The sequence below is a fragment of the Ancylobacter sp. FA202 genome, from assembly GCF_000380205.1.
Taxonomy (GTDB): Bacteria; Pseudomonadota; Alphaproteobacteria; order Rhizobiales; family Xanthobacteraceae; genus Ancylobacter.
In genome coordinates this window covers 110,226-133,918 of record NZ_KB904819.1, presented here as the reverse complement: position 1 = coordinate 133,918, position 23,693 = coordinate 110,226, and the positions used below count along the sequence as shown (strand labels likewise).

Here is a 23,693-nt window from a genome sequence, read left to right as displayed (position 1 = left end):
AATGTTTGACATTTCATTTTCAGATGCGAGATCATGTTCCCATAACGGCAAGGCCGAGGGGAATTCAGGTGCGCGATACATTGATGATGGCCTGCGTGGCGGACTTTTCGGGTCGGCTGCGCGGCAAGGGCATTCCCACGCTTGGACGCCATGAGCGCTTCGCCCGGGGCCTCGGCTGGACGCCGACCAATATTCAGATCACCTGCTTTGACAGCATTGCCGAGACCCCCTTCGGATCGTTCGGGGACGTGGTGATGAAGCCGGACGCCGAAACCGAGATCAACGTCGACCTGGGCGAGGCCGTGCCGCGCGAGCATATCGTACTGTCCGACATCCATCAGGGCGACGGCACGGCGTGGCCATTCTGCATCCGCTCCGCCTGCAAGACCGCGCTGGCCGATCTGGAGGCAGAGGCCGGGCTGACGCTATTCTCGACCTTCGAGCATGAATTCATGTTCAAATCCGAGGCAGATGCCAGTTTTTCCTATTCGCTGCGCGGCTTCCGAAAGCGCAAGGCATTTGGCGAGATGTTCGTGGACGCGCTGCGCCAGGCCGGAATGACGCCGGACACGTTCCTGCGCGAATATGGCGACCAACAATATGAGATCACCGTGGAGCCGGAGGTCGGCATCCGCTCGGCCGATCAGGCAACGCTGCTGCGCGAGTTGGCCCATGCCTGTGCGGCCGCCATGGGCGAGCAGGTGACCTTCACCCCGCTGCGATCACTGGCAGGCATTGGTAATGGCGTCCACATCCATCTTTCATTCCGTGACCGGGAAGGCCAGCCGGCGACCTATGATCCCGCGCTCACGGGCAACCTGTCCGCCAAGGCCGGTTCTTTTGTCGCCGGCATCCTGAAATATCTCAACGAGTTCGTGGCGATCGTGGCGCCCAGCGCCATTTCCTACCATCGCCTGACGCCCCATCGCTGGAGTGCGGCCTTCAACAACCTGGGCGACCGTGACCGCGAGGCCGCCGTGCGCATCTGCTCGCTTTCCGCGCCGACAGAGGCCGGCAAGGCCAAGCAGTTCAATGTGGAGTTCCGACCGACCGATGCGGCGGCGAGCCCGCATTTCGCCATAGCGGCGCTGGTCCGCGCCGGACTGCAGGGCATCCGCGAAGGGCTCGCGGCGCCCGAGCCGACGCGCGAGGATCTGAGCCTGCTCTCGCCGGAAGCTCTGGCCGCGCGGGGCATGGCGCGCCTGCCCGGGAGCCTCGGCGAGGCGCTCGACAATCTGGCCGCCAGCGACACCGTGCGCGGCTGGTTCCCGCCCGGCCTGATCGATGTCTATGTCGCCCACAAGCGGGGCGAGCTCGCCGCGCTCGACGGGAAGACCGAGGAAGAGATCTTCGCCGCCTACGCCCACGCCTATTGAGGCGCGCGCGGCCCTGCGCGCAGGGCCGCGTCCGGCCTGCTACCACATCATGAACGGGGCCACGGCCGCGTCGCTGACCCGCCCGGCGGCAACGTCGGCGAGGGCCTGGTCGACGATCGCCACGCCCTCCCGCGCCTCCGCCTCCGTAAGCGTGAGGGGTGGGGTAAATTCCAGGACGTTTCCCTTAAGCCCAACATAGGAAAATGCGGCGCCCAGCTCATAGCCGCGATAGATCACCTTCGCCGTGGTGGTCACGGGAACCGGCGCCCGCGTTGCCCGGTCCGCCACGAGGTCGAGCCCCACGGCAAGGCCGCGGCCACGGACCTCGCCAATGCACGCATGGCGGTCGGCAAGCGCTCGCAGCCCATCGGCGAAAATCAGCCCGACCCGCGCGGCGTGCTCCCACAGCCGCTCCCGCAGGATGGTCTCCACCACCACGCGACCGGCCGCCGTGGCAACCGGGTTGCCGGCCGTGGTCTGCAGCGCGAAAGCCGGCGCGTGGTCCATGATGTCGCGCGGGCCCACGAGCGCGGAGAGCGGCAGCCCGCCGCCGAGCCCCTTGCCGAACACCACCATGTCCGGCAGCACGTCTTCGTGCTCGAAGCAGTGCATCAGGCCGGAACGTCCGAGCCCGACCTTCACCTCGTCGACGACGAGCTTGATGCCGTGCCGCCGGCAGCGCTCCGCCAGCGCCTTCAGGAAACCCGGCGGCGGCACGATCAGCCCGCCATCCGACATCAGCGGCTCGACGAACAGCGCGGCCACCTGTTGGGGCGGGCAGGTCGTCTCGAACTGATAGTCCAGTAGGTCGAGAACCGCTTCCGCCGAGAAGCGCGGGCGGAACGGGTCGGGATAAGGCAGCAGCACCAGGCCCGGCCGGGGCAGAGTGTGGGTCATGGCGGTATGGCCGCTCACACCCATCGAGCCGCTGAGATTGCCGTGATAGGAGCCGATGAACGAGATGAACCGCGTCCGGCCCGTCGCCGCCTGCAGCACCCGGACGGCGCAGTCATTGGCGTCCGACCCCGAATGGCCGAACCACACTTTGCGCCCGGCCTCGCCCGGCGTGGCGGCAAGCAGCGTCTCGGCCAGCGAAACCGCGTTTTCGTTGGGATAGAGCAGCAGGCTGGCGCCCGCCATGTTGCGGGTGGCCTGTGCCACGGCCTCGACGATCGCCGGATGTCCGTAGCCCAACCCCGCCGAGCCGGCGGAGGCGGACAGGTCGAGAATCTCCCGGCCGCCTTCCTCGATCAGCCGGCTTCCACGCCCCCCGGCGAGACTGAGCGGGGAGAATCGCAGCCGGGCGATATCGGCGATCACCTCGGCGTCGCGCTGGCGCAGGGAGTGGGTGTTCGGTGCTGGCTCGGCCGTCATTGCCACTCTCCGGGCAGGGGTTAACGTGGTCGGCACACCATCCCGTTCAGGGTTGCAGCGCCTCGCTCATGCGGCCGATCCATTCGGCTATGCCGGCATCATCCGAGATCAGATCGTTGCGAATTTCGATCAGCACGGCGTCATGGCCGCGATCCTGGCCGTGCACGAGGAGGGCGTAATCCTCCTCGCGGCTCACGACATAGGGTTCGTTTGCCGCGACGAAGAGCGCGCCATCGGCGGCGAGCCGGGTCAAGATGACGTCCGCCAGCGCCCGCGAGCGATCGAACAGCACGCCGGCATGCCATGGCCGAGACTTGCCGAGGAACACCGGGTTGAACGAATGGATCGAGACGATCCGCGTCGGCCTCCCCTCGGCCTCGCGCGTGTCGAGGTCGGCCGCGATCCGGTCATGGAAGGGGCGGAACATCCGCTCCACCCGCAATGCACGCTCGTCCGGCGCAAGCCCGGCATTGCCCGGCACGTCGGTCGCCTCGGAGCGCTCCGGTATCGAACTCCTCGCGTCGAGCGGCCGGTTTAGATCAATCAACAGCCGCGAATAGCCCGCGAGATAGGCGACGGCATCCATCTGCCGGGAAAGCCCGCGCGTCACAGCGGCGGCGCCGATGTCCCATGCGATGTGGCGGGCAAGATCCTCGCGCCCGAGCCCCAGCCCGCGATAGAGCGAGGGCATGTGACGCGAGGCATGCTCGCACACCAGAACCACCGGCGAGGTTCCGCCGGGGTTGAGCACCTCCACCGCCGCCGGCCACTCAGCTTCGGCAAGGGCGGCAGGGGCAGGTCGCTCGGCGGCCGCGCCGTCACACATGGTCATGCCACCACCGTCTCGCGCTTCATCGCCTCGAACCGCCTGGCCACCTCATCGGTGTCGGCGATCCAGCAATAGCCGCCGAAGGCCTTGAGGGCATTGGCGTGGCGCTCGGGCGTGGGAGCCGCGCAGGCATCCGCGACGCAGGTGATCATGAAGCCCCGGTCGGCCCCATCGCGCACCGCCATGTCGACGCACTGATCGGTGACGATGCCTGCCACGACAAGGTAGCGGATGCCGAGATTGCGCAGCAGATAGTCGAGATTGGTGGAGTTGAAGACGCCGGAGGAGGTCTTCGGCAGCAGGATCTCGTCGCCCACCGGGGCCAGCGCGGGCACGGGCAGCCCTTCCGGCGCGCTCTTCGGAACATTGATCGGCGACATTTTGTGGTCGAGCGAGCGGTCCCGGCCGTCCTCGGTCAGGCTCTGGATGATGGTGTGAATGACCTCGACCCCCGCCGCGCGGGCGGCCTTCAGCAGCCGCACCTGGTTGGGAATCGTACGGGTCGCGGTCTCACGGTAGAAATAATGGTCGGGCCCGCGCTCGGGGTGACCATGGTCGAGGCCGGGCTCCAGCCAGATGCGCTGCATGTCGACCAGCAGCAGGGCCGTTTCGCCCGGCCGGAAAGGGGCGTCGCGGCGTATGTCGGATAGGCTCATCTCGCTCTCCTGCGTCCTCAGTTCTTTTCGGTCAGGCCGGGGGCGCCGTCACCGTCGAGGGTCACGGCGTTCTGGTGGCGCACCTGTTCGATGTCCTCGACGCGGCGGCGCAGCGCCGTGCCCTCGGTGGCCAGAAGCTGTGCCACCAGTGCTTCCACCTGGGCAACGGCGGGCACCAGCGTGTCATAGGGAGAGGCCGCCTCGATGGGCGCCACCATTACCACCTCCGCCACCTCCGCGATCGGCGACAGCCAGGCATCAGTGAACAGCAGGATATGCGCCCCCCGCCCGCCCGCCTGCCGGGCGAAGCTCACCACGTCGGCCTGGTAGCGGCGGTAGTCGAACACTACCAGCACATCGCGCTTGTCGAGATCGACGAGAATGTCGAAAGCCTCCGGCCCGAGCCGGGCAAGGTCGCGCACGCCGGGGCGAAACTGCACGAGATAGGCGGCGAGCATGCCGGCGACGTGGCGGCTGAAGCGCCCGCCCAGCACCACCACCTTGCCCTTTGCCTCCATCAGCAGGCGGATCGCCCGCTCGTAATTCTGCGCCGGCATCAGCTCCGCGGTCTGCCCGACCACCCCGCCTATGGCGCCGAGATAGCTTTGCGCCACGCTCTCACCCGCAGAGGCGGGACGCTTTGCCTCCATCATCAGCAGCGGGGAATGCAGCCGCGCCTCGACTTCGGCCAGCAGCGTGGATTGGAAATTGGGAAAGCCCTCGAAGCCCAGCTTGACCACGAACCGCACCACGGTCGGGTCGCTGACGGCGGCCTTCTTGGCGAGGCTGGACACCGTGCCGAGGCCCGACAGCGGGTAGTCCGCGAGCAGCACCTGAACGATCTTGGCTTCCGACGGCGTCAGCGTCAGCCCGCTGTCCGTCAGCATGTCGCGGATCCGCATAGCCTCATCCTCCTGCCAGGCGGCGCCTCGCGTGATTGTTCATCGAATTACAAAACTCGTATATCATGTCAATTATGAAATGGAATTGACATTGGCATTCGCCGGCTTTCTACTGCACCGCACACAGCAGGAAGCGGGACTGGGCGCATGGAAGCCGGCGTGCACGGAGTGGCGGAGAGACGGCTGTCGAAGGCAATGGGCGGCGCGCTGGTGGATGCCCTCGCCATGGCGGCACTGCTGATTGCGGTCGGGCTGGTGCTCACCATGGCCGGGGTGGCGCCGCAGCGCACCGGCACCCATGCCGCCATCATCCTCACCGCCGTTGTCTCGCTGCAGATGTTTTCCGGGAACACCGGCATCGTGTCGTTCGGCCATGCGGGCTTTGTCGGCCTCGGCGCCTATGTGGTGGGGCTGCTCACCATGAGCGCCTCGGTGCAAGCGAGCGCCCTGCGCAATCTGCCGGCCTTTCTTGCCGGCTATGAAATGCCGCTGCTTGCCGCACTCGGCATCGTCGTCGTTCTTGGCATCGTCGTCGGCTTGGTCAGTGGCGCGCCGCTGTTCCGCCTGACGGGGTCGGGCGCGTCCATCGCAACGCTGGCCCTGCTCATCATCGTCTACACCGTGCTGGTTGCCTCCCGCGACATCACCCGCGGCAGCCAGCCTTTCTACGGTGTGCCCCGCGATGTCGGGCTGTGGACGGCGATCCCCGTCGCCGCGCTGGCGCTGGCCTTTGCGCGCATCTTTCGCGAATTGCCGATCGGTCTGTCGGCCCGCGCGGTGGCGGATGACGAGCGCGGCGCGGCGGCCATCGGCATTGACCGCCGCTTCACCACGCTTTTCGCGTGGGCCGCCAGCATCGTGGTGGCGATGGCGGCGGGCGGTCTCATGGCGCAGTTCCTGGGCGCCTTCTCGCCGAAGGATTTCTATTTCGGACTGGCCTTCACCACGCTGGCGATGCTGATCGTCGGGGGGATGACGTCTTCCCTAGGCGCGCTGTCCGGGGTGGCGGTGACGACGGTGGTGATCGAGCTGGTGCGCCGCATTGAGGGCGGCGGCGAGATCGGCGGCATCGTCATCCCGCCCGTCTTCGGTCTCACCGAGGCGGTTCTGGCGCTGTCGATGATCCTCATCATCTGGCGCCGTCCCGAAGGGCTGTGCGGCGGGCGCGAGCTGAACCTGTTGAAGCGCCTGGGCCTTTCCAGCCCGCCGGCCGCCGCCGCCGAGCCCCCGGCGCGCACCGCGCGGCTGACCATCCGGGCGGACGGGCTGACCAAACGCTATGCTGGAATTGTCGCCGTCGACGATGCCAGCGTCGAATTGCCGACCGACTGCATCACCGGCATCATCGGGCCGAACGGGGCCGGCAAGACCACCCTCATCAACATGATCGCCGGTGCCGTCGCGCCCACCTCCGGCACGCTCGCCATTGCCGGTGTGCCGGTCACGCGCTTCGCCGCCAACCGTGTGGCCCGGGCGGGGCTTGGCCGCACCTTCCAGAACATCCGTATCTTCCCGCGCATGACGCTGCTGGAAAACGTACTGGTTGCGTCGCGGCAGGTCGTGCCGGGGCTTGCTGCCGCCGAGCGGGCGGCGATGCGCGAACTAACCCGCGTCGGCCTTTCGGACCTGGCCGAGCAGCCGGCAGGAAGCCTGCCCTATGGCCTGCGGCGGCGTCTTGAAGTGGCGCGCGCCCTCGCGCTCGACCCTGCCTTCCTGGTGCTCGACGAGCCCGCCGCCGGCATGAATCCAGTGGAAACGGAATGGCTGACGACGATGCTGGCCGAGGTGCGCGCCGAGCGCCGCATCGGCGTCGTGCTGATCGAACACGACCTGAAGCTGGTGATGAAGCTGTGCGACCGCATTGTGGTCGTCGACCATGGCCGCATCATCGCCGAGGGAACGCCGGCCGAGGTGCAGGCCAATCCCGACGTCATCGCCGCCTATCTCGGCAGCCGGACCGGCGCCCGCGTGCTGGCGCAGACAGAACAAGAAACCAAACCTTCCAACCCAACAGGGGAATTTTCTCATGCGTGATCGCCGCCGTATCAACCGGCATTTGGCCGGCCTCGTCTCCGCTGCCGCGCTGATGCTCGGTGCCGCCTCGCCCGCCTTCGCCGAGGAGATCATCGTCGGCGTCGCCAGCGCCCAGACCGGCGGTCTGGCGCCGTTCGACCAGCCCTCGCTGGCGGGCCTGAAGATCGCCGTGGACGAGATCAACGCCAAGGGTGGCTTCGGCGGCAAGTATCCGGTGCGACTGATCGTCAAGGACACCCGCTCCGACATGGGTGCGACGGCAACCATCACGCAGGAACTGGTCGATGCCGGCGCCAAGATCCTCATCACACCCTGCGATGCCGATCCCTCGATCGCCGCCGGTCAGGTCACCCAGCCGCTCGGCATTCCGACGCTCACATTCTGCGGCACCGCGCCGATCCTGACCGGAGCTGTGGGCGACGTGATGTTCGGCACCTATCCCGGCGACAATCTTCAGGCGACGGTGCTCGCCAACTACGCCTACGATCAGGGCCTGCGCAAGGTGTACCTGCTGAAGTCGCCGGACTCTACCTACACGATGCGCCTGCCGGAATATTTCGGCGAGGTGTTCACGAAGAAGGGTGGCGCGGTCGTGGGGGAGGGCTCCTTCTCGATGAACCAGTCGGATTTTTCCGCCGAGGTCACCAAGATCAAGAACCTCGCCGACAAGCCGGACCTGATCATGACCGCCGGCTATGAGCCGGATTTCCCAGCCTTCGTGCAGCAGCTGCGCGCGGCGGGTGTCGCCACCCCCGTCTTCGGGGCGGACGCGATCGGCACCGGCACCATTCTCGGCCTGGGCAAGCTGGTCGACGGCACGGTCTACACCGCCGCCGGCTATGCCACGCCCGGCAGCAAGCTGGCGGCCTTCGAGACCAAGTTCAAGGATGTGACGGGCCACGCGCCGGAATCGGCCTATGAGGCCAATGGCTACGATATCGGCCTGATTCTCGACACCGCCGTCACCAAGGCGGATTCCGTGGACCCGAAGGCGATCCGCAATGCGCTTGCCGGCATCGAGAAGCTGGAAGGTGTGACCGGCGAGATCACCTATGCGGGCACGGACCGCATGCCGCTGCGTTCGGTGGCGCTGGTGAAGTACCAGGACGGCGCGCGCGTGTTCATCGGCACGCAGGTGCCGGCCGCCGCCGACGTCCCGGCGCCCTGAGCCGATGCTCTCGGTTCGCTCGCTTCAGGTGCGTTACGGCGAGGTCGAGGCCGTGCGCTGTGTCGATCTCACCGTCGGCCGCGGCGAGATCGTCGCCCTTGTCGGCGCCAATGGCGCCGGCAAGAGCACGACGCTCGCGGCTATCTCCGGCCTTGTCCGCCCGGCCGGCGGAAGCGTGACATTCGAGGGCGAGGAGGTGACCGGTCTCGCCCCCGAGCTGATCGCCCGTCGCGGCGTGGCGCTCACGCCCGAGGGTCGGAGGGTTTTTGCCAGTCTGACCACGGCCGAAAATCTGATGCTGGGCGGCGCGGTTCATCTCGGTCGCGCCGCGCTGAAGGAACGGGAAGCGGAGATGCTCGACCTGTTCCCGATCCTGCGGCGCTATCACCGCATCAAGGCGGGCAATCTCTCGGGCGGCGAGCAGCAGATGCTGGCGATTGCCCGCTCGCTGATGTCGAAGCCGAAGCTTCTGCTGCTCGACGAGCCCTCGCTGGGGCTGGCGCCGCAGATGATCGACAAGGTGTTCGACCTCATCGCCGATCTGCGCAGGAGCGGGCTCACGATCCTGCTCGTTGAGCAGAACGTCGCGCTGGCGTTGGAAATTGCCGACAAGGCGGTGGTCATAGCCAATGGCAATGTCGCGCTTTCCGGCTCCGCCGCCGAACTCGCGACCTCCGACCTTGTCCGACAGGCCTATCTCGGCATCTGAGCGGCTTGCCGACACCTTAGTGGAGATTGAACGGCGATGTTGGTCCAGCAAATCGTCAATGCCATCAGCCTCGGGGGCGTCTATGCGCTGCTGGCGCTCGGCCTCGCCATCGTGTTTTCCATCGTCGGCCTGATCAATTTCGCCCATGGCGAGTTGATGACCATTGCCGGCTATTGTCTCCTCGGTGCGCTCCTGATGGGCGTTCCGCTCGCGGTCGCGGTGGTGGTCGCCGTCGCATCGGCGGCGATTGCCGCGGTGCTGATGGAGCAGATCGCCTTCAAGCCGATGCGCGGCGCCAGCGTGACCAGCCTGCTGATCACCTCGTTCGCTGTGTCGAGCCTGTTGAAGGTGCTGTTCCAGAACGGCATTTCCGCCCGTCCCCAGCCGATCGCCATGCCCTCCTGGATGACCGGCGCCTTCCAATTCGGCCATGTCTCCATCGGCGTGGGGCCGCTTCTGTCGATCGCCGGCTCGGCGCTGGCCCTGATTGCGCTGGAACTCTTCCTGCGCCGCACCGTCATGGGAACCGCGATGCGCGCGGCGGCGGAGGATTTCAACGTCGTGCGGCTGATGGGCATTCCCGCCGGCCGTATCATCGCCACCGCCTTCCTGCTGTCCGGCCTGCTGGCTGGCCTCGCCTCGCTGCTGTGGATCGCCCAGCGCGCGTCGGTGGACCCGCTCATGGGGTTCACGCCAGTGCTGAAGGCCTTCATCGCAACGGTCGTCGGCGGTCTTGGCAGCCTGCCCGGCGCGGTGGTGGGCGGCCTATTGCTGGGCGTGATCGAAGTGGCGTTGCAATCGGCGTTGCCGCCGGATGTCGCCCCTTATCGGGACGCTATCGTGCTCTCCGGCGTCATCCTCGTGCTGCTGTTCCGCCCGGATGGGGTGATCCCCGCCGCGCGCGCCCAGCGCAGCTGAAGCGAGGGAACGCACGGCGATGTACACCAAGCCCGAATTCGCGGCGCCGTCTTCTACCGATATCGCGCAGGTGATCGCCGAGGCCCCGTTCGCGACGCTGGTGACCCATGGGCCGGACGGGCTTGTCGCGACGCATCTCATCATGCTGTTCGAGCCCGATCGCGGCCCGAATGGCACGCTGGTCTCCCACCTCGCGCTCGCAAATCCTCATGCCGCCCTGGTTGCAGAGGGGCGGGAGACGCTGGCGATCTTCTCCGGCCCGCACGGCTATATCTCGTCGTCCTGGTATCCGGCGGAACCGGTGCGCGACAGCGCGCCGACCTGGAACTACGCCGCCGTGCATTGCCGCGGCCGGCCGGTGCCGCTTGACGATCGCGGCACGGCCCGCCATTTGCTGACGCTGGTCGAGCGCATGGAACAGGGCCGCCCGGAGCGCTGGCGCATGCGCGAACTCGGCCCTGGCGGCATGGAGCGGCGGCTGCCGCACATTCTCGGCTTCGACCTGCCGATCGAGCGTCTCGATGCCAAGTTCAAGATGGGGCAGGACGAGCGCCTGCGCGACACCCGGGGTGCCATAACGGCGCTGGAGGCGAGCGATCCCCCGCTCGCGGCGATGATGGCGCGCCACAATGCCGGGCGCGAGACGGACTGAGACGACGATCACCACGCTGACTCCGCTCTGGGCGGGACATGGTTCAGTGTCAATCCGTCCTCGCAGCAACGGACGAACGCGCCTGGCTAGCCACTTGCAGGTCCGCCAGCCTCCTGGTGATTTCGTCGTTCATCAGCCAGGGGCACGTCCGGCTTTGCGGCTGATCGCGTGCCACCATGCCTCAGCAGCATGCCGAACAGGTCGCGCGGCTCGTCGGGGTCAGCCAGCAGGTCCAGCCTGTCATAGAAGTCCGTCGCCCGGATCCTGTCACGGACGTAGCGCAGGGCCGAGAAGTCCTCGATCGCGAAGCCGACAGAGTCGAACACGGTTATCTGCCGCTCGTCTCGGCGCCCGACGGCCGCGCCGGAAATGACCTGCCACAGTTCCGTGACGGGGTGATCGGGCGCCAATTGCTGGATCTCGCCTTCGATACGCGTCTGCGGCGGATACTCCACAAAGATGTCGGAGCGCAGGAGGATGTCGCGGTGCAGCTCTGTCTTGCCGGGACAGTCGCCGCCGACGGCGTTGATATGAACGCCCGCCCCGACCATGTTGTCGGTGAGGATCGTGGCATGCTGCTTGTCCGCCGTGACCGTGGTGATCACCTGCGCGGTCTCGATCGCCTCCTGCGACGAACGACAGATCGTGACGTCGAAACCATGGGCGCGGAGGTTGGCCGCGCATCTGCGCGAGGCGGACGCATCGATGTCGAACAGCCGGAGCGCACTGATGCCGAGCAGGGCCTTGAACGCCATCGCCTGGAATTCCGACTGCGCACCATTGCCGATAATCGCCATGCACGAAGCCCCAGCGGGAGCCAGATGCCGCGCTGCGACCGCAGACATGGCGGCGGTGCGCAGGGCCGTCAGTATGGTCATCTCCGCAAGAAGCATCGGGTAGCCGCTGCCGACATCGGCGAGCACCCCGAACGCGGTCACCGTCTGCCGGCCGCTACGCCTGTTGAGCGGATGGCCGTTGACGTATTTGAAGCCGTAGAGCTTGCCGTCGCTGGTCGGCATCAGCTCGATCACGCCGCTGCTGCTGTGCGAGGCGACGCGCGGTGTCTTGTCGAAGACCGGCCAGCGATGGAAATCCTCTTCGATGTAGCCGGCGAGCTCGACCAGAAAACGCTCAATACCGACATGCACCACGAGGCTCATCATGTGGTCGACGCTGACGAAGGGTACGATGTTCGAGGCGGGGTTCTTCATCTCAATAGCTCCGCGTGGGCCGGTCCATGATCCGGCGACCCATCAGACTCGCGACGAGGTCGACCATCAGGGTCGCCGTCCGCCCACGTTCGTCGAGAAAGGGATTGAGCTCGACCAGATCGAGGCTGGAGACACGTCCGCTGTCATGCAGCATCTCCATGACCAAATGCGCTTCGCGGAAGGTGGCGCCGCCGGGAACGGTGGTGCCGACGGCGGGGGCGATGGAGGGGTCAAGGAAATCTACGTCGAGGCTGACGTGCAGCAGACCGTTCTCCAAGCCAACACGCCCGAGAAAATTGCGCAGCAGCGGGCCGATCCCATGCTCATCTATGGCGCGCATGTCGTGCAAGGTCACGCCGGCCTTCTCTATTGCCGTCCGCTCTGCCGGATCGATGCTGCGGACCCCGAATGCGCAGACGCGGGTCGGCTCCACCCGGTTTTCAAGCGGCGGGAAATGGCCCGCGAACCCCGGCTGCCCGGTCGCGTAGGCCAGTGGCACGCCATGGAGATTGCCGCTCGTCGAGCTGTCGAGCGTATGGAAGTCGGTATGCGCATCCAGCCACAGCACGAATAGCGGCCGCCCGCATTCGGCCGCCCGCCGCGCCATGCCGGCAAGCGTGCCCGCCGAAATGCTGTGGTCGCCGCCGAGGAAGAACGGGAGGGCGTCGTCGCTCGCGCGATAAGCAGCCTCGGCGATCGTGGCCGTCCATCCGGCAATCTCCGGCAGGGATTTCAGGCGAGAATTCGGGTGAAAGGCAGGGATAGGGGTCGACGCCAGCGTCCCGAGATCATCGACGGTGTGCCCAAGCTCGCGCAACGCCTCCACCAGACCTGCGACACGTAGCGCGCTCGGCCCCATCTCGCACCCCTTGCGCCCAGCGCCATCCTCAACAGGGGCTCCCATTATCCTGCAGTGCATTTGATCCCTCCGATCCAGCGGGACCGATGAGAGCGCAATGCCGCGGCACTTCCTACACGCGGGATTGGCAAGTCAGACACAGCAATCTATCATTTCGATAAATGTCATTAATCATATTGGATAGCCTGTTGGACGAATTGGACGAAAGACTGATCACTCTGCTTCGCCACGATGGCCGGCGGAGCATTTCCGATCTTGCGGCGGATCTCGGCGTTTCCCGCGCGACGGTGCGCGTTCGCCTCGAGCGACTGGAGCGCGGCGGCCAGATCGTCGGCTACACGGTCGTCCTGCGTGCGGATGCTGTCGACCAACCCGTGCGCGGCATCACGATGATAGGGATTGAAGGGCGCGTGACCGACCGGGTGATCCACGCCCTCGGAGGCCTGCCGGAAATTTCCGCGATCCACACGACCAGCGGTCGCTGGGACCTCGTCGTGGAACTGGGCACCGCGACCTTGGCCGATCTTGATGCCGCTCTGCGCCGAATCCGCCTGATCCCTGGCGTGAACAACAGCGAAACGAGCCTTCTGCTGGCGACGCCGCGCAGTGCAAGGGCAAAGCTTCTGAGTTGATGACGGCCGGCGAATGGCGACGGCGGCTCGGATGGCGTAGCGAGCTAGGTCTCGAACGCATCGAAAAGCCCGGTATCGAGGGCTGCTTCCGTCAGGACGTCAAGGAGCCCGGTCATCGGCCTGCACTGACCGGTTTCCGATTTGTTGGCTGCCAGCCCTTTTTCGGCCCCATGACGCGCAGCTTTCCGGCCGGCGCTTGCCTTTCGACATAAAGGGACATGCAGGCCATCATGGGGCGCGTAGATCACCGTTCAGATCGCGCAGATTGGTCCCCGCAGCACTGTCCATTCCAGGCGGAAAGCGCCTGCTTTCGCGACCACATCAGCGACCGATCGCCCAGGCGCGTAGAGTGCGCTGGCAAAATGGTGCGGATCGCCCGGACCAAAGCGGGGAAAATCATCTCGGCCGGGAACAGCTTCAGAAAGACTGGACCGGCCTTTAGCGCGGCAAAGGCTTCGGACGGGGTCCGGAGCGTCGCTATTGGTCCACCGAGCTGCCCGCGCTATCGTCTGCCCATGGGCCCCATCCGCATTCTACTGGTCGACGATCATCCCATCGTGCGCGAGGGCTACCGCCGGCTACTCGGACGTCAGCCTGGCCTTTCGGTGGTGGCCGAAGCCGGAGACGGCGAGGCCGCCCTGGCTGCCTTCGCCGAGCACCGGCCCGATATTGTGCTCATGGACCTCTCTATGCCTGGCGGTGGAGGCTTTTCAGCGGTTGAGGCGATCCTCGCCGGTGATCCCCGGGCCCGAATTCTTATCGTGTCGATGCATCAGGGTGCGGTTTTCGCGCAAAAGGCGATGGCCGCCGGGGCACGTGGCTTCGTCTCGAAATCCAGCCCGCCGGACGAACTTGTCCGGGCCATCAGCACGGTGATGGGCGGGCGGCGCGCGCTGTCCACGGATGTGGCTCAGGAATTCGCCCGCACCATGGTCGAGGAAGACCCGACCACCGGCCTCACACCGCGCGAGCGAGACATTCTGCTGCGGTTGATGCGGGGCATGAACGGGCGGGCCATCGCCCTCGATCTCCATCTCTCGTCCAAGACGGTCCAGAACAACCTTTCGCAGATCCGGGCCAAGCTGGGCGCGTCGGGCGATGCCGACCTCGTGCTCAAGGCGCAGCGCGCCGGCCTCGTGCCCACCCTGTGATGCGCGGTCTCCTCCCGCAGCTCGTCATGCGGGTGCTGGCCGCCGGGCTGCTCACCGTCCTCGTCGCCGCCGGCTGGGTGATTTGGGACACGGCGAACGCCGCGCGCCGCGACGCACAGACGACAGCCGCTCTCGTCGCCGACGCCGTCGCCGCCCGCCCCAGCTTCGAGGGACTGGCGTTCGGCGGCGTCGCACCGACGCCGGTTTTCCGGGACTGGCAGCAATTTCCGGCCTGGAGCCTGATTGCGCCAGGGATCTGCGTCGAGCTCGGCCCGCGCGATCAGCCAATTCAGCGGCGCTGCGGGCCCTATCTGGCGGCAGCCGCACCGCCGGATTGGTTCGTCTGGCTGGCGAAACGCCTCGGCCTGGTGCCCGAGCCGGTCGCCGTGCCGGTGCGCACACGCTACGTCTCGAACGTCTATGTGACGGCCATCGCCGATCCCGGCGTCATCGTCACCCGCGCCTGGTCCCGCACCGGCGACCTGATGCGGGTCGCCGTGGGGATGGCGGTCGGCGGCGCGCTGCTCACCGGCCTTCTCATGATCCGCCTGCTCGCGCCGTTCGGCATCCTGTTGCGTGGCATCGAGCGGCTGCAGCGAGGCGATTTCGCCTCCCGCCTGCCGCGCCTGCGGGTCGCGGAGTTCGACCGGCTGAGCACGGCGGTGAACGACACGGCGGCCACATTGCAGGAGGCGCAGGCCCAGCGGGCCGAGCTCACTCGACGCCTGTTCACGGTGCAGGAGAGCGAGCGGCGAGCGCTGGCGCGCGAGCTGCACGACGAGTTCGGCCAGTGCCTCACCGCAACCCGCGCCATGGCGGCCGCGATCGCGCAGTCCGGCGAGACGACCGCGCGCGACGGCGCGCGCATCGCCGAGATCACCGGCCAGATGATGGACAGCCTGCGGGCCGAACTGGCCCGGCTGCGCCCGCCCGATCTCGACGATCTGGGCCTGCGCCCGGCGCTGGAGCGGATGGTGGCCGATTGGCGCGCGCGCGTGCCGGCAGTACGTTTCGAGCTGGAACTTGCCGGCCCCGTCGACGCCGTGCCCGACGATCTCGCGCTCAGCCTCTACCGCATCGCGCAGGAATGCCTGACCAATGCGATCCGGCACGGCGCCCCCACCAACGTCGCCCTTCGCATCGACGTCGGCGATGAGATCACGCTGGCCGCGACCGATAATGGCTCGCCCCGGCATGATGGCGCGATCGGCGACGGCTACGGCCTGCTCGGCATACGCGAGCGGGTCGACGCCCTCGGCGGCAGCTTCGCGTTGACGCCGGTCGAGGGGGGCATGCGCGCCCTTGCTCGCCTGCCGGTCTGACCCGGGCGATCTTCCCGGCTCAGCCGGGAAGGCCTCTCTGGCGCCCTCCTCTGTCCACCCACATCCTTGGAAGGGCCGGAGAATCGGGCAGGGAAGGTCGCCGCATGAACGATATGAGCCATCCCATTGCGCAACTCGGCACGGCGGTCGCGGCTGGATTGATCGGCCATGAGGATTTGGTCGAACGGCTGCTGATCGCCCTTCTCGCCGGAGGCCATGTGCTGATCGAAGGTCCGCCGGGCGTCGCCAAGACGCGGGCGGTGAAGCGGCTCGCCGCCCATCTTCCCGGCAGCCATGCGCGGATCCAATGCACGCCGGACCTGCTGCCCTCGGACCTGACCGGCACGCAGGTGTTCCGCCCCGAGAGCGGCGTTTTCGATTTCGTGCCCGGCCCGCTGTTCCATGCACTGGTGCTGGTGGACGAGATCAACCGCGCCCCGCCCAAAGTGCAGTCGGCGCTGCTGGAGGCCATGGCCGAGAGCCAGGTGACGAGCGCGGGCGTCAGCCGGCCGTTGCCCGATCCCTTCATGGTCGTCGCCACTCAGAACCCGATCGAACACGAGGGCACCTTTCCGCTGCCGGAAGCGCAGATGGATCGGTTTCTGCTCCATCTCTCGCTCGGCCTTCCGCAGGCCGAGCAGGAGCGTGCCATTCTTGATCTGGTTTCCGCCGAGAGGATCGAGGCCCCCGTCTTTCTGGCCAGCCCGCTTACGGCCGAAGCGCTGCATGCGGCGAAGGCCGAGGTGGCACGGGTGCATCTGGCGCCGGCGCTGAAGGATTTCATCGTCCGGCTGGTCATGGCGTCGCGACCTGGCGGTGTGGTCGCGCAATGGGTGGAGCATCCCGTCTCGCCGCGCGGCACGCTGGCGCTGGCGATCGCCGCGCAGGCGCGGGCCTGGCTGAGGGCCCGTGACTATGTGCTGCCGGAAGACGTGATCGCGCTGGCACCCGACGCGCTGGCGCACCGGCTGATACCGAGCTGGTCGGCCATTGGTGAGGGGCGCAGCGGGCGCGCCCTCGTCGGCGACATCTTGCGGCTGGTCGAGCCATGGTGAGCGCCGCGCTAGCTGCGCCCGGAATCCGGCTTCACGCCGGCGAGTTGCTGGCCCTCCGCGAGGGCGTTCTCAAGACGAGGCGATCGCAGCCCGCCTCGCGCCGTCCGGGCGCCGTTCCTGCCAAGCCGCGAGGGGCGGGAATGGATCTGCGCGAGATCCGCGCCTTTGCCGAGGGCGACGACGCCCGCCACATCGACCCTTCCGCCACCGCCCGCACCGGCGCCCCGCATATTCGCACCTTTCACGAGGACCGCGACGACACGCTGCTGCTGGTCGTGGATTTTCGCCCGCCCATGTTGTGGGGCACCGGCGCCGCGCTGCGCTCGGTGCGCGCGGCACGGCTGGCGGCGCGGCAGGGGTGGCAGGCTATCGCACGGGGCGCCACGCTGGCGGCGATCAGCGTTGCCGCCGACGGCATCGGGGTCGTCCCCCTGGGCGGCGGCACGCCACAGATGATCCGCATCAGCCATATGCTCGCCAGCCGGCACGACCAGGCGCTCGGGGGCGGCGGCGGGGCGCCCTCACTGGAGGAGGCGCTCGTCCGCGCCGCGCGGCTCTCTCCGCCCGGTGGCGAGGTGATACTCGCCACCGGCCCGGATGGCCTCGCACCCGAGGACGAGCCAGCGCTGGCCCGGCTGGCCCGCCGGCGCCGGGTGCGGCTCCTGCTGCCGCTCGATCCGCTCGAGACCTCCCCGCCGGCGTGGCCGCTTCCCATCCGGGCCGGCGCGCTCACCCGCCTCGCACGCTTGGCCCCTTTCGACCACGCGCCGCTGGCGCAGCAGCTGCGGGCACTGAAGGTGAGCCTGGAGGTTATCGACCATGACGCAGGCTGAACTCATCATGACCCTGCCGGAAGGTCGCCTGCCGCCGGCGCTGATGCAGATGAACGCCGCCGACCTGCTGCTGCTGTTCGGCGCTGGCCTGCTGATGGCGGCCCTGCTGTCGCTGCTGGCAGCGCCCTTCTTCGCCTACCGTCCATCGCGGCGCGCGCTCCTCCGCGCCACCCGAGGGATGCCGCCGCAGGAGCGGGTGCTGGCGATCGGCCGCCTTCTCGGCCATCTGCCGGAAGAGCTGCGCGCAATGGCCTATGGCAGCGCACCGCCGCTCTCGCCGAAAGCCGTCGAGCGCATCGCACTCAAGGCGAGGCGGGAACGGGAATGACGCTTGCGTTTCCTCTCGCCCTACTGATGCTTCCACTGCCGCTGCTTGCGCGTCTTCTTCTCGCCGGTCGAGCACCGGCGGAGACTGGGCTGCGCGTCCCGCCCGGTGCCTTCGCCGCGGCGCTGCCGGCGCGTGGGGGCGGGGATCGGGCCGGGCAAGCGGTTCTCGTCGCTGCCTGGACCGCGCTGGTGGTGGCGCTGGCTGGCCCGCAGATCGCGGCCACGCGCGAAGTGGTGACCGCCTCGGGCCGGGAGATCCTCCTGGCCCTCGACCTCTCTGGCAGCATGCTCAAGGAGGACTTCGTGCTCGACGGCAAGCCGCTCTCGCGGCTCGATGCCGTGAAGCGCGTCGCCGGCCGCTTCGTCGCGGCGCGGCAGGGCGACCGGATCGGGCTCGTGATCTTCGGCGACAGGGCCTATGTCGCGCAGCCGCCAACCTTCGACGTCGCTTCCGTGGCACGCGCCATCGAGGTCGCCCAAATCGGTATTTCGGGCCGCTCTACCGCCATATCGGACGGGCTGGGACTGGCGACGCGACGGATCATGGGGAGCGACGCCACGTCGAAGGTCGTCGTCCTGCTATCGGACGGCATGGATACGTCGGGCAAGGTTGAGGCGGCGGACGTGGCGCGGCTCGCGGCCGGCTACGGGATGCGGGTTCACACAATCGCGCTGGGCCCGGAGGATCTCGCGGATCAGCCCGCCTCGCGCGATGCCGTGGACGCCGTTGCCCTGCGGGAGATCGCCGCGGTCGGTGGCGGCACCAGCTTCCGGGTGCGCGGCATGGCGGATCTCGAAGCCATGGCCGCGACGCTGGATCAACTTGAGCCGAACCCAATGAAGCGCCCGCCATTGCGCTACTGGCGCCCGCTCTGGATGTGGCCCGGCGGCGCGGCGCTGGCTCTTGTGCTGCTGCTCGCCGCATGGAGGCGGACATGAGCGAACTCATTCTGCTGCGTCCATGGTGGCTCGCAGTGCTGCCGCTCCTCCTTGTCCTGGCGCTGTGGCAATGGCGGCGCGGCCCCGCTACTGGGGGCTGGGAGCGGGTGCTGCCGCCGGCCATGTTCGCGGCGATGCGGGCGCTGGGGCATCTGCAGGGGAGAGCCCCGCGCCAGGGTGTGGCCTTGCTGGCCTCGGCAGCCCTGCTGTGCCTCGGCCTCTGCGGCCCCGCGGTGCCACGCGCGGACGCGCCGCTGCTCGCCGGGACTGGGGCGGTCCTGATCGCCCTCGACATGTCGCCGTCGGTGACGGAGAGCCCGGCGCTCGCCGACGCGCAGGCCGCCGCCGCCACTATATTGACGGCCGCCTCCGGGCGCCCGGTCGGGATGCTGCTCTATTCCGGCGAAGCCTATGAAGTGGCGGCGCCCACGGCCGATCCGGCGACGCTGGAGAGCCAGATCGGCGTGCTCGGCCGCGACACCATGCCGGGCAGCGGAAGCCGTCCCGCCAGTGCGCTGGCGCTGGCCCGACAGATGCTGCAGGGCGATCGGGATGCCGATCTCGTGCTGGTGTCCGACGGCGGCGGCGTCGATGACGCCACGCGCGCGGAGGCCGAGCGTCTTGCCACCGACGGCGTGCGGCTTTCCGTGCTCACCCTGGCCGGCCCGGCGGGCGGCACGGTCGATGCTGCTGCCCTCGAAGCCCTTGCAAGCCTTGCCGCTCCCGCCAGTGCTCCCGCCCCGGTGCTCCGTCGCCTGTCGCGGCAGGGGACGCTGGAGCGGGACCCGGCGCTCGCGATTCTGGCGTTCCTCGATCTCGGCCCCTACCTCGCCGGCCTGGCTGGACTGCCGCTGCTCGGCCTTTTCCGGAGGCGCGCATGAGTCCTGTCCTGCGCCCGCGCCTGGTTCTCGTCGCCGTGGCCGGGCTCGCCTGCGTCCTCATTGCCGGCCCCGCCGCCTGGGGACGCCTTCTGTTGCAGAGCGGGGCGCCCGGCGCGGCCGCGCGGCTGCTGGACGACGCGGCGGCCCGGGGGCTCGCCCTGTACCGCGCGGGCGATTACGCCGCTGCCGACGCCGCCTTCGCCGAGGCGGGGCGCAGCCAGACCTTCAACCGCGCTCTGACGCTAGCCTCAGTTGGCAGGTACGCCCTCTCGGTCGCCTATTTCGACGCCGTGCTCTTCGCCAGCCCCTCGGACGAGGAGGCGCGCCGGCTGCGCGATCTGGTCGATGCCATGGTGCCAAAGACGACCGGCGCAACCACGGTACCGGGGCGGCTGCCCGGCGAAGGCGGTCTCGGCCCCTCGGCGCGGGCGGAGGGTCCTACCATGGCGGGCACGCCCGACCCCGCCTGGAAGAAGCCGATCGAGGCGCGCGGGTTCGCCGCCTCCGATGCATGGCTGGAAACGCTCGCCGACGATCCCGGCGAATTCCTGCGCCTGCGCTTGCGCAAGGAATATGAACGGCGCGCGGGCCTCGGCCTGCTGCGGCCGGTAGAGGGCGAGAAATGGTGAGATGGATCGGCCTGTTTCTTCTCCTGATCGCGAGTAACGCACGTGCCGACAGCCTGCGGCTGCTGCTGCCGGACGGCGCGCGTCCGGTGGCCGGTGAAATGATCCCGGTAACGCTGAGGGGCGAATATACCAGCCGGATCGCACTCGAGACGCTGAGCTTCCCCGGCTCGCAGGATTACGACTGGATGCAACTCGCGCGCGATCAGTGGCGGGACGAGGAGATCGACGGACGCACAGTCCGGGTGCTCGAGCGGCGCCTCGCCGTCTTCCCTCGACGAGCCGGGACCTTATCCCTCGGCCCGGTGACGCATCACCTCACCGTGGTCAACGAGAAGAACCTGCGCGCCCCGCTCGACGTGACGGCGCCGCCGGTCAGCTTTGCCGTTGCTCCCTATCCCGGCGAGGGCACGCCGCTTTCTGCCAGAAGCCTCACGGTCGAGGACACGCTGTCAGCCGCGCCGGGCGCGCTGCGCGACGGCGACACGCTGGTGCGCCGTGTCACGCTGAAGGCGGAGGGCACGCTGCCGCACATGCTGCCGGCGCGCCCGGCCATGCGGGAGCCCTGGCTCATCAGCTTCTCCGCCCCGGAACAGCGCGAGATGCTCCCCACGCCTGCCGGCCCGGTGACGACGCTGGTGTGGGAATGGCATCTGCGTCCCAAGACCGGAGAACCCGGCGTGCTGCCGCCTGTTTCCATCGCGTGGTTCGACACAGTGGCCCGCGCGATGCGGACAGCCGAAATCCCTGCCCTTCCCTTCGGCTACGCCAGCTTCAACGACAATCGCAGCGGCACCGGCCGGCTGTCGGCCGGGCACGTGGGGGCAGGTTTGGCAGCCCTGATCGTGGGGACATTGACCGGGCTCAGCCTGTGCATCACCGGGCTGACGCCGCGCCGTAGGGCGCATCTTCTGCGCACCCTAAGGCGGCTCTCACCTGTCGATCCGACGCGCCGTCGGCTAAAGCGCGCGGCCCGCTCCGGCGACCTTTTCGCGCTCCGCCGCGCGGCGGACGCCTACCTTCGCCGAAGGCGTCAACTGGGCCTGCCGGTGGGCGGAGGTGAAACCGCCGAACTCGACGCAGTCCTCTATGACCGGTCCGTTGAGGCAGGTAAAATCGACTTGGAAGCCAGCGTCAGGGCCATTTTTAGGCACCCGCCGCCCCCGTTGCGCGCCAGGCAGAAACACGCCCTCGGGGGCTCATGACACTCCGGCGTCGTGCCGCCCGCCGAGCGTCGCGGTGCCGGTCCGGCGGGAGCGGGCATTTCCAAGCCTGATGTCGCCCCCCTGCCTCCGGAAAAGGCGGACAGCCGTTTGCTGCAGCGTCAGGACGCGCCTCACCGCCGGCCGGTTCACGTTTTCAAGCCAGACCGCGTCTCAGCACGGCTGACCTAATCCGCCTTCGTTACCACCCCAACAGGGCGAAATGCGGCGTCCACGATGAAGAAGGCATGGACACGGTCGAAGAGGCTGATGGCGAGCGTGTCGAGCGCGGCGGCGGTGGCCGGGGTCATCGCTTCTGCCAGCAAAGCGCCGGAAGCTGCAGGTTCCCGAAGCCTGATCGCCCAGTCATTTGAGATCACCGTCGTCGTCCATCCCGATCCACTCGAGCGGTGCCTCTAGACGGTGATCGGAGCAAACGTGCTTCAGCTCGAGTGACCCGACGCGTAGCGGTCTCCATCACTTACTTTCGACAAGGTTAGGCGCAATAGTTCATTTTAGCTGAGCTATGCAGCAGGATCTCACCCCTATACGAACATCGACGAGCCGCCCGGACACGCGCGATCGAGGTGCGCAGAGACGGAGCATCGGATGTCGACGGCAGGTGACCCCATTCTCGCAACCATCGATGCACGAAGCTGGGCGCGTCGGCTTGGGAGCTACCGCCAGCCCGATCCGCGTCGCAGCGTGGTCGAGCTTGTCATCACCGCCGTTCCCTTTGCCCTTGCCTGGGCGGCGATGCTGACGGCTTTGAAACTGGATCAGTTCTGGCTGTACGCGCTCCTCGTCCTCCCGGCGGCGGGGCTGCTGGTGCGGCTGTTCATGATCCAGCACGATTGCGGACACGGTTCGTTCTTCAGTAACCGGACCGGCAATGACTGGACCGGCCGGGTGATCGGCGTGCTGACGATGACGCCCTATGATCATTGGCGGCGCGCCCATGCGATCCACCACGCCAGCGCCGGCAATCTCGACCGCCGCGGCATTGGCGACATCGACACGCTGACGGTGGACGAATATCTGGCGCGCTCGCGCTGGGGGCGGCTGCGCTATCGTCTGTACCGGCACCCTCTGGTGATGTTCGGCCTCGGTCCTATTTATGTCTTCCTGCTGGAAAGCCGCCTGCCCATCGGCTTCGCCCGCAAGGGCTGGACGCCGTGGGTCAGCACGATGACGACCAATCTGGGCATCGCCGTCGCTGCGGGGCTGCTGATGTGGGCCGTCGGCATCGGGCCGTTCCTGCTGGTCCACCTGCCGATCGTTATTCTGGGCGCGGCCGCGGGGGTCTGGCTGTTCTATGTCCAGCACCAGTTCGAGGGCACGCACTGGGACGACAATGAGAGCTGGGAATTCCACGAGGCGGCGCTGCACGGCTCGTCGCATTACGACCTGCCGGCCGTTCTGCGCTGGTTCAGCGCCAATATCGGCATGCACCATGTGCATCACCTGTGCGCCCGCATTCCCTATTACCGCCTGCCGGAAGTGCTGCGCGACCATCCGGAACTGCGCGATGTCGGGCGGCTGACGCTCTGGGAGAGTTTCGGCTGCGTGCGGCTGACGCTGTGGGACGACCGGCAGCGACGGCTGATCTCCTTCCGGGAAATGCGCGCGCTCTACCGATAACCCCGCCCCTACGGGGCCTTCGCCAGCGAAAGCCGCACGCAGCGGAAAGGCTGTATGCGCGACCTGCGGCCGATCGCAGGCGCCGTCGTCTTCGGCCAGGGTCAACTACGGCTGTCGACGAGAGGAGTACCAGCAGGCGCGCGCATGATCCCACCGGCAAGGCTCGCCGCTTACAAAGTCACGCTCGGCAAAGTCACAGACCTCTCGCGGGACTGCGATCCCGATCTCTGGGCGGCAGAGTGCCGCCATACGGGAGCCCCGCCGATCAGGTGATCACGGCAGGGTTGCGCAGCCTGCTTCTTCCCTCGCTCCGTCATGCCGACGGCACCAATCGGGTGATCTTTCCGGCCAATCTGCTCGCCGACGACAAAGACAAGGTTCACGACCCGAACCACC

24 protein-coding genes are annotated in these 23,693 nt (G+C 67.9%); 17 read left to right on the top strand and 7 right to left on the bottom strand.

The window, feature by feature from the left end:
* The first annotated feature begins 83 nt into the window (after window positions 1-83).
* Entirely contained in the window at window positions 84-1,376 is a 1,293-nt protein-coding gene (locus tag A3M1_RS0124115; protein ID WP_018391560.1) for a glutamine synthetase family protein, read from the top strand.
* A gap of 39 nt (window positions 1,377-1,415) precedes the next feature.
* Here the strand turns inward: A3M1_RS0124115 and A3M1_RS0124110 are convergent, their stop codons facing one another.
* Genes A3M1_RS0124110 through A3M1_RS0124095 form a run of 4 tightly spaced genes read right to left on the bottom strand, consistent with a single transcriptional unit; the run spans window position 1,416 to window position 5,137 of the window.
* Window positions 1,416-2,750: an aspartate aminotransferase family protein gene (locus A3M1_RS0124110; RefSeq protein ID WP_018391559.1), complete on the bottom strand. Its 1,335-nt coding sequence runs from the start codon at window positions 2,748-2,750 to the stop codon at window positions 1,416-1,418.
* Between the two features lie 46 nt (window positions 2,751-2,796).
* On the bottom strand, window positions 2,797-3,582 hold the full coding sequence (locus A3M1_RS0124105; RefSeq protein WP_018391558.1) for an N-formylglutamate amidohydrolase: 786 nt from the start codon (window positions 3,580-3,582) through the stop codon (window positions 2,797-2,799).
* A complete protein-coding gene (locus A3M1_RS0124100) occupies window positions 3,579-4,235 on the bottom strand; it encodes a cysteine hydrolase family protein (RefSeq protein ID WP_018391557.1) in 657 nt (218 codons plus the stop codon). Before A3M1_RS0124100 ends, A3M1_RS0124105 begins: the two co-directional genes overlap by 4 nt.
* Window positions 4,236-4,252: 17 nt before the next feature.
* Window positions 4,253-5,137 carry a MurR/RpiR family transcriptional regulator gene (locus tag A3M1_RS0124095; protein WP_018391556.1) on the bottom strand — a complete coding sequence of 295 codons (885 nt, stop codon included), beginning with the start codon at window positions 5,135-5,137 and terminating at the stop codon, window positions 4,253-4,255.
* Window positions 5,138-5,284: 147 nt separating this feature from the next.
* On the opposite strand from A3M1_RS0124095, the gene A3M1_RS0124090 reads away from it, so the two are divergent.
* The 5 genes from A3M1_RS0124090 to A3M1_RS0124070 are packed head-to-tail and all read left to right on the top strand — an operon-like array spanning window position 5,285 to window position 10,618.
* Window positions 5,285-7,171 carry an ATP-binding cassette domain-containing protein gene (locus A3M1_RS0124090; protein ID WP_157626333.1) on the top strand — a complete coding sequence of 629 codons (1,887 nt, stop codon included), beginning with the start codon at window positions 5,285-5,287 and terminating at the stop codon, window positions 7,169-7,171.
* Window positions 7,164-8,339, top strand: a complete 1,176-nt coding sequence (locus tag A3M1_RS0124085; RefSeq protein ID WP_018391554.1) for an ABC transporter substrate-binding protein — start codon at window positions 7,164-7,166, stop codon at window positions 8,337-8,339. The genes A3M1_RS0124090 and A3M1_RS0124085 overlap by 8 nt, the downstream gene beginning before the upstream one ends.
* Window positions 8,340-8,343: 4 nt before the next feature.
* On the top strand, window positions 8,344-9,048 hold the full coding sequence (locus tag A3M1_RS0124080; RefSeq protein ID WP_018391553.1) for an ABC transporter ATP-binding protein: 705 nt from the start codon (window positions 8,344-8,346) through the stop codon (window positions 9,046-9,048).
* Between the two features lie 36 nt (window positions 9,049-9,084).
* Entirely contained in the window at window positions 9,085-9,966 is an 882-nt protein-coding gene (locus tag A3M1_RS0124075; protein WP_018391552.1) for a branched-chain amino acid ABC transporter permease, read from the top strand.
* Between the two features lie 19 nt (window positions 9,967-9,985).
* Complete coding sequence (locus A3M1_RS0124070) at window positions 9,986-10,618, top strand: FMN-binding negative transcriptional regulator (protein WP_018391551.1); 633 nt, start codon at window positions 9,986-9,988, stop codon at window positions 10,616-10,618.
* An 86-nt stretch (window positions 10,619-10,704) separates the two neighbouring features.
* On the opposite strand, the gene A3M1_RS0124065 is transcribed toward A3M1_RS0124070, so the two are convergent.
* Both A3M1_RS0124065 and rocF read right to left on the bottom strand, forming a co-directional pair.
* Window positions 10,705-11,829: an ornithine cyclodeaminase gene (locus tag A3M1_RS0124065; RefSeq protein ID WP_018391550.1), complete on the bottom strand. Its 1,125-nt coding sequence runs from the start codon at window positions 11,827-11,829 to the stop codon at window positions 10,705-10,707.
* Between the two features lies 1 nt (window position 11,830).
* Window positions 11,831-12,748, bottom strand: coding sequence for an arginase (rocF, locus tag A3M1_RS0124060; RefSeq protein ID WP_026221495.1), 918 nt, complete (start codon window positions 12,746-12,748; stop codon window positions 11,831-11,833).
* Window positions 12,749-12,876: 128 nt separating this feature from the next.
* Here rocF and A3M1_RS0124055 point away from each other — a divergent pair, with 128 nt between their 5' ends.
* The 10 genes from A3M1_RS0124055 (at window position 12,877) to A3M1_RS0124010 (ending at window position 21,659) form a co-directional block, all read left to right on the top strand.
* The gene (locus A3M1_RS0124055; RefSeq protein ID WP_018391548.1) at window positions 12,877-13,320 is read left to right on the top strand and encodes an Lrp/AsnC family transcriptional regulator; all 444 of its coding nucleotides are present in this window, start codon (window positions 12,877-12,879) and stop codon (window positions 13,318-13,320) included.
* Window positions 13,321-13,835: 515 nt separating this feature from the next.
* Window positions 13,836-14,471 (top strand): response regulator transcription factor, encoded by a 636-nt coding sequence (locus A3M1_RS0124050; RefSeq protein WP_018391547.1) that lies wholly within the window; start codon window positions 13,836-13,838, stop codon window positions 14,469-14,471.
* Window positions 14,471-15,793 (top strand): histidine kinase, encoded by a 1,323-nt coding sequence (locus A3M1_RS0124045; RefSeq protein ID WP_018391546.1) that lies wholly within the window; start codon window positions 14,471-14,473, stop codon window positions 15,791-15,793. The genes A3M1_RS0124050 and A3M1_RS0124045 overlap by 1 nt, the downstream gene beginning before the upstream one ends.
* Before the next feature lie 104 nt (window positions 15,794-15,897).
* The gene (locus A3M1_RS0124040; protein ID WP_018391545.1) at window positions 15,898-16,848 is read left to right on the top strand and encodes a MoxR family ATPase; all 951 of its coding nucleotides are present in this window, start codon (window positions 15,898-15,900) and stop codon (window positions 16,846-16,848) included.
* 140 nt (window positions 16,849-16,988) lie between these two features.
* A complete protein-coding gene (locus tag A3M1_RS0124035; RefSeq protein ID WP_018391544.1) occupies window positions 16,989-17,681 on the top strand; it encodes a DUF58 domain-containing protein in 693 nt (230 codons plus the stop codon).
* Entirely contained in the window at window positions 17,668-18,009 is a 342-nt protein-coding gene (locus A3M1_RS0124030) for a hypothetical protein (RefSeq protein ID WP_018391543.1), read from the top strand. Before A3M1_RS0124035 ends, A3M1_RS0124030 begins: the two co-directional genes overlap by 14 nt.
* Window positions 18,006-18,947 carry a VWA domain-containing protein gene (locus A3M1_RS0124025; protein ID WP_018391542.1) on the top strand — a complete coding sequence of 314 codons (942 nt, stop codon included), beginning with the start codon at window positions 18,006-18,008 and terminating at the stop codon, window positions 18,945-18,947. The genes A3M1_RS0124030 and A3M1_RS0124025 overlap by 4 nt, the downstream gene beginning before the upstream one ends.
* Window positions 18,944-19,828, top strand: coding sequence for a vWA domain-containing protein (locus A3M1_RS0124020; protein WP_018391541.1), 885 nt, complete (start codon window positions 18,944-18,946; stop codon window positions 19,826-19,828). The genes A3M1_RS0124025 and A3M1_RS0124020 overlap by 4 nt, the downstream gene beginning before the upstream one ends.
* The gene (locus A3M1_RS0124015) at window positions 19,825-20,457 is read left to right on the top strand and encodes a hypothetical protein (RefSeq protein ID WP_018391540.1); all 633 of its coding nucleotides are present in this window, start codon (window positions 19,825-19,827) and stop codon (window positions 20,455-20,457) included. Before A3M1_RS0124020 ends, A3M1_RS0124015 begins: the two co-directional genes overlap by 4 nt.
* Complete coding sequence (locus A3M1_RS0124010; RefSeq protein ID WP_018391539.1) at window positions 20,451-21,659, top strand: BatD family protein; 1,209 nt, start codon at window positions 20,451-20,453, stop codon at window positions 21,657-21,659. Before A3M1_RS0124015 ends, A3M1_RS0124010 begins: the two co-directional genes overlap by 7 nt.
* 185 nt (window positions 21,660-21,844) lie before the next feature.
* On the opposite strand, the gene A3M1_RS27115 is transcribed toward A3M1_RS0124010, so the two are convergent.
* Window positions 21,845-21,967, bottom strand: coding sequence for a hypothetical protein (locus A3M1_RS27115; RefSeq protein WP_018391538.1), 123 nt, complete (start codon window positions 21,965-21,967; stop codon window positions 21,845-21,847).
* 298 nt (window positions 21,968-22,265) lie between these two features.
* Here A3M1_RS27115 and A3M1_RS0124000 point away from each other — a divergent pair, with 298 nt between their 5' ends.
* Entirely contained in the window at window positions 22,266-23,297 is a 1,032-nt protein-coding gene (locus A3M1_RS0124000) for a fatty acid desaturase (RefSeq protein ID WP_018391537.1), read from the top strand.
* Window positions 23,298-23,693 lie beyond the last annotated feature (396 nt).

Excerpts from the sequence above, each read along its gene's own strand:
- A3M1_RS0124115 (WP_018391560.1), top strand. The coding sequence starts at position 84 with ATGATGGCCTGCGTGGCGGACTTTTCGGGTCGGCTGCGCGGCAAGGGC.
- A3M1_RS0124110 (WP_018391559.1), bottom strand. The coding sequence starts at position 2,750 with ATGACGGCCGAGCCAGCACCGAACACCCACTCCCTGCGCCAGCGCGAC.
- A3M1_RS0124105 (WP_018391558.1), bottom strand. The coding sequence starts at position 3,582 with ATGACCATGTGTGACGGCGCGGCCGCCGAGCGACCTGCCCCTGCCGCC.
- A3M1_RS0124100 (WP_018391557.1), bottom strand. The coding sequence starts at position 4,235 with ATGAGCCTATCCGACATACGCCGCGACGCCCCTTTCCGGCCGGGCGAA.
- A3M1_RS0124095 (WP_018391556.1), bottom strand. The coding sequence starts at position 5,137 with ATGCGGATCCGCGACATGCTGACGGACAGCGGGCTGACGCTGACGCCG.
- A3M1_RS0124090 (WP_157626333.1), top strand. The coding sequence starts at position 5,285 with ATGGAAGCCGGCGTGCACGGAGTGGCGGAGAGACGGCTGTCGAAGGCA.
- A3M1_RS0124085 (WP_018391554.1), top strand. The coding sequence starts at position 7,164 with ATGCGTGATCGCCGCCGTATCAACCGGCATTTGGCCGGCCTCGTCTCC.
- A3M1_RS0124080 (WP_018391553.1), top strand. The coding sequence starts at position 8,344 with ATGCTCTCGGTTCGCTCGCTTCAGGTGCGTTACGGCGAGGTCGAGGCC.
- A3M1_RS0124075 (WP_018391552.1), top strand. The coding sequence starts at position 9,085 with ATGTTGGTCCAGCAAATCGTCAATGCCATCAGCCTCGGGGGCGTCTAT.
- A3M1_RS0124070 (WP_018391551.1), top strand. The coding sequence starts at position 9,986 with ATGTACACCAAGCCCGAATTCGCGGCGCCGTCTTCTACCGATATCGCG.
- A3M1_RS0124065 (WP_018391550.1), bottom strand. The coding sequence starts at position 11,829 with ATGAAGAACCCCGCCTCGAACATCGTACCCTTCGTCAGCGTCGACCAC.
- rocF (WP_026221495.1), bottom strand. The coding sequence starts at position 12,748 with ATGCACTGCAGGATAATGGGAGCCCCTGTTGAGGATGGCGCTGGGCGC.
- A3M1_RS0124050 (WP_018391547.1), top strand. The coding sequence starts at position 13,836 with ATGGGCCCCATCCGCATTCTACTGGTCGACGATCATCCCATCGTGCGC.
- A3M1_RS0124045 (WP_018391546.1), top strand. The coding sequence starts at position 14,471 with ATGCGCGGTCTCCTCCCGCAGCTCGTCATGCGGGTGCTGGCCGCCGGG.
- A3M1_RS0124040 (WP_018391545.1), top strand. The coding sequence starts at position 15,898 with ATGAACGATATGAGCCATCCCATTGCGCAACTCGGCACGGCGGTCGCG.
- A3M1_RS0124035 (WP_018391544.1), top strand. The coding sequence starts at position 16,989 with ATGGATCTGCGCGAGATCCGCGCCTTTGCCGAGGGCGACGACGCCCGC.
- A3M1_RS0124030 (WP_018391543.1), top strand. The coding sequence starts at position 17,668 with ATGACGCAGGCTGAACTCATCATGACCCTGCCGGAAGGTCGCCTGCCG.
- A3M1_RS0124025 (WP_018391542.1), top strand. The coding sequence starts at position 18,006 with ATGACGCTTGCGTTTCCTCTCGCCCTACTGATGCTTCCACTGCCGCTG.
- A3M1_RS0124020 (WP_018391541.1), top strand. The coding sequence starts at position 18,944 with ATGAGCGAACTCATTCTGCTGCGTCCATGGTGGCTCGCAGTGCTGCCG.
- A3M1_RS0124015 (WP_018391540.1), top strand. The coding sequence starts at position 19,825 with ATGAGTCCTGTCCTGCGCCCGCGCCTGGTTCTCGTCGCCGTGGCCGGG.
- A3M1_RS0124010 (WP_018391539.1), top strand. The coding sequence starts at position 20,451 with ATGGTGAGATGGATCGGCCTGTTTCTTCTCCTGATCGCGAGTAACGCA.
- A3M1_RS27115 (WP_018391538.1), bottom strand. The coding sequence starts at position 21,967 with ATGACCCCGGCCACCGCCGCCGCGCTCGACACGCTCGCCATCAGCCTC.
- A3M1_RS0124000 (WP_018391537.1), top strand. The coding sequence starts at position 22,266 with ATGTCGACGGCAGGTGACCCCATTCTCGCAACCATCGATGCACGAAGC.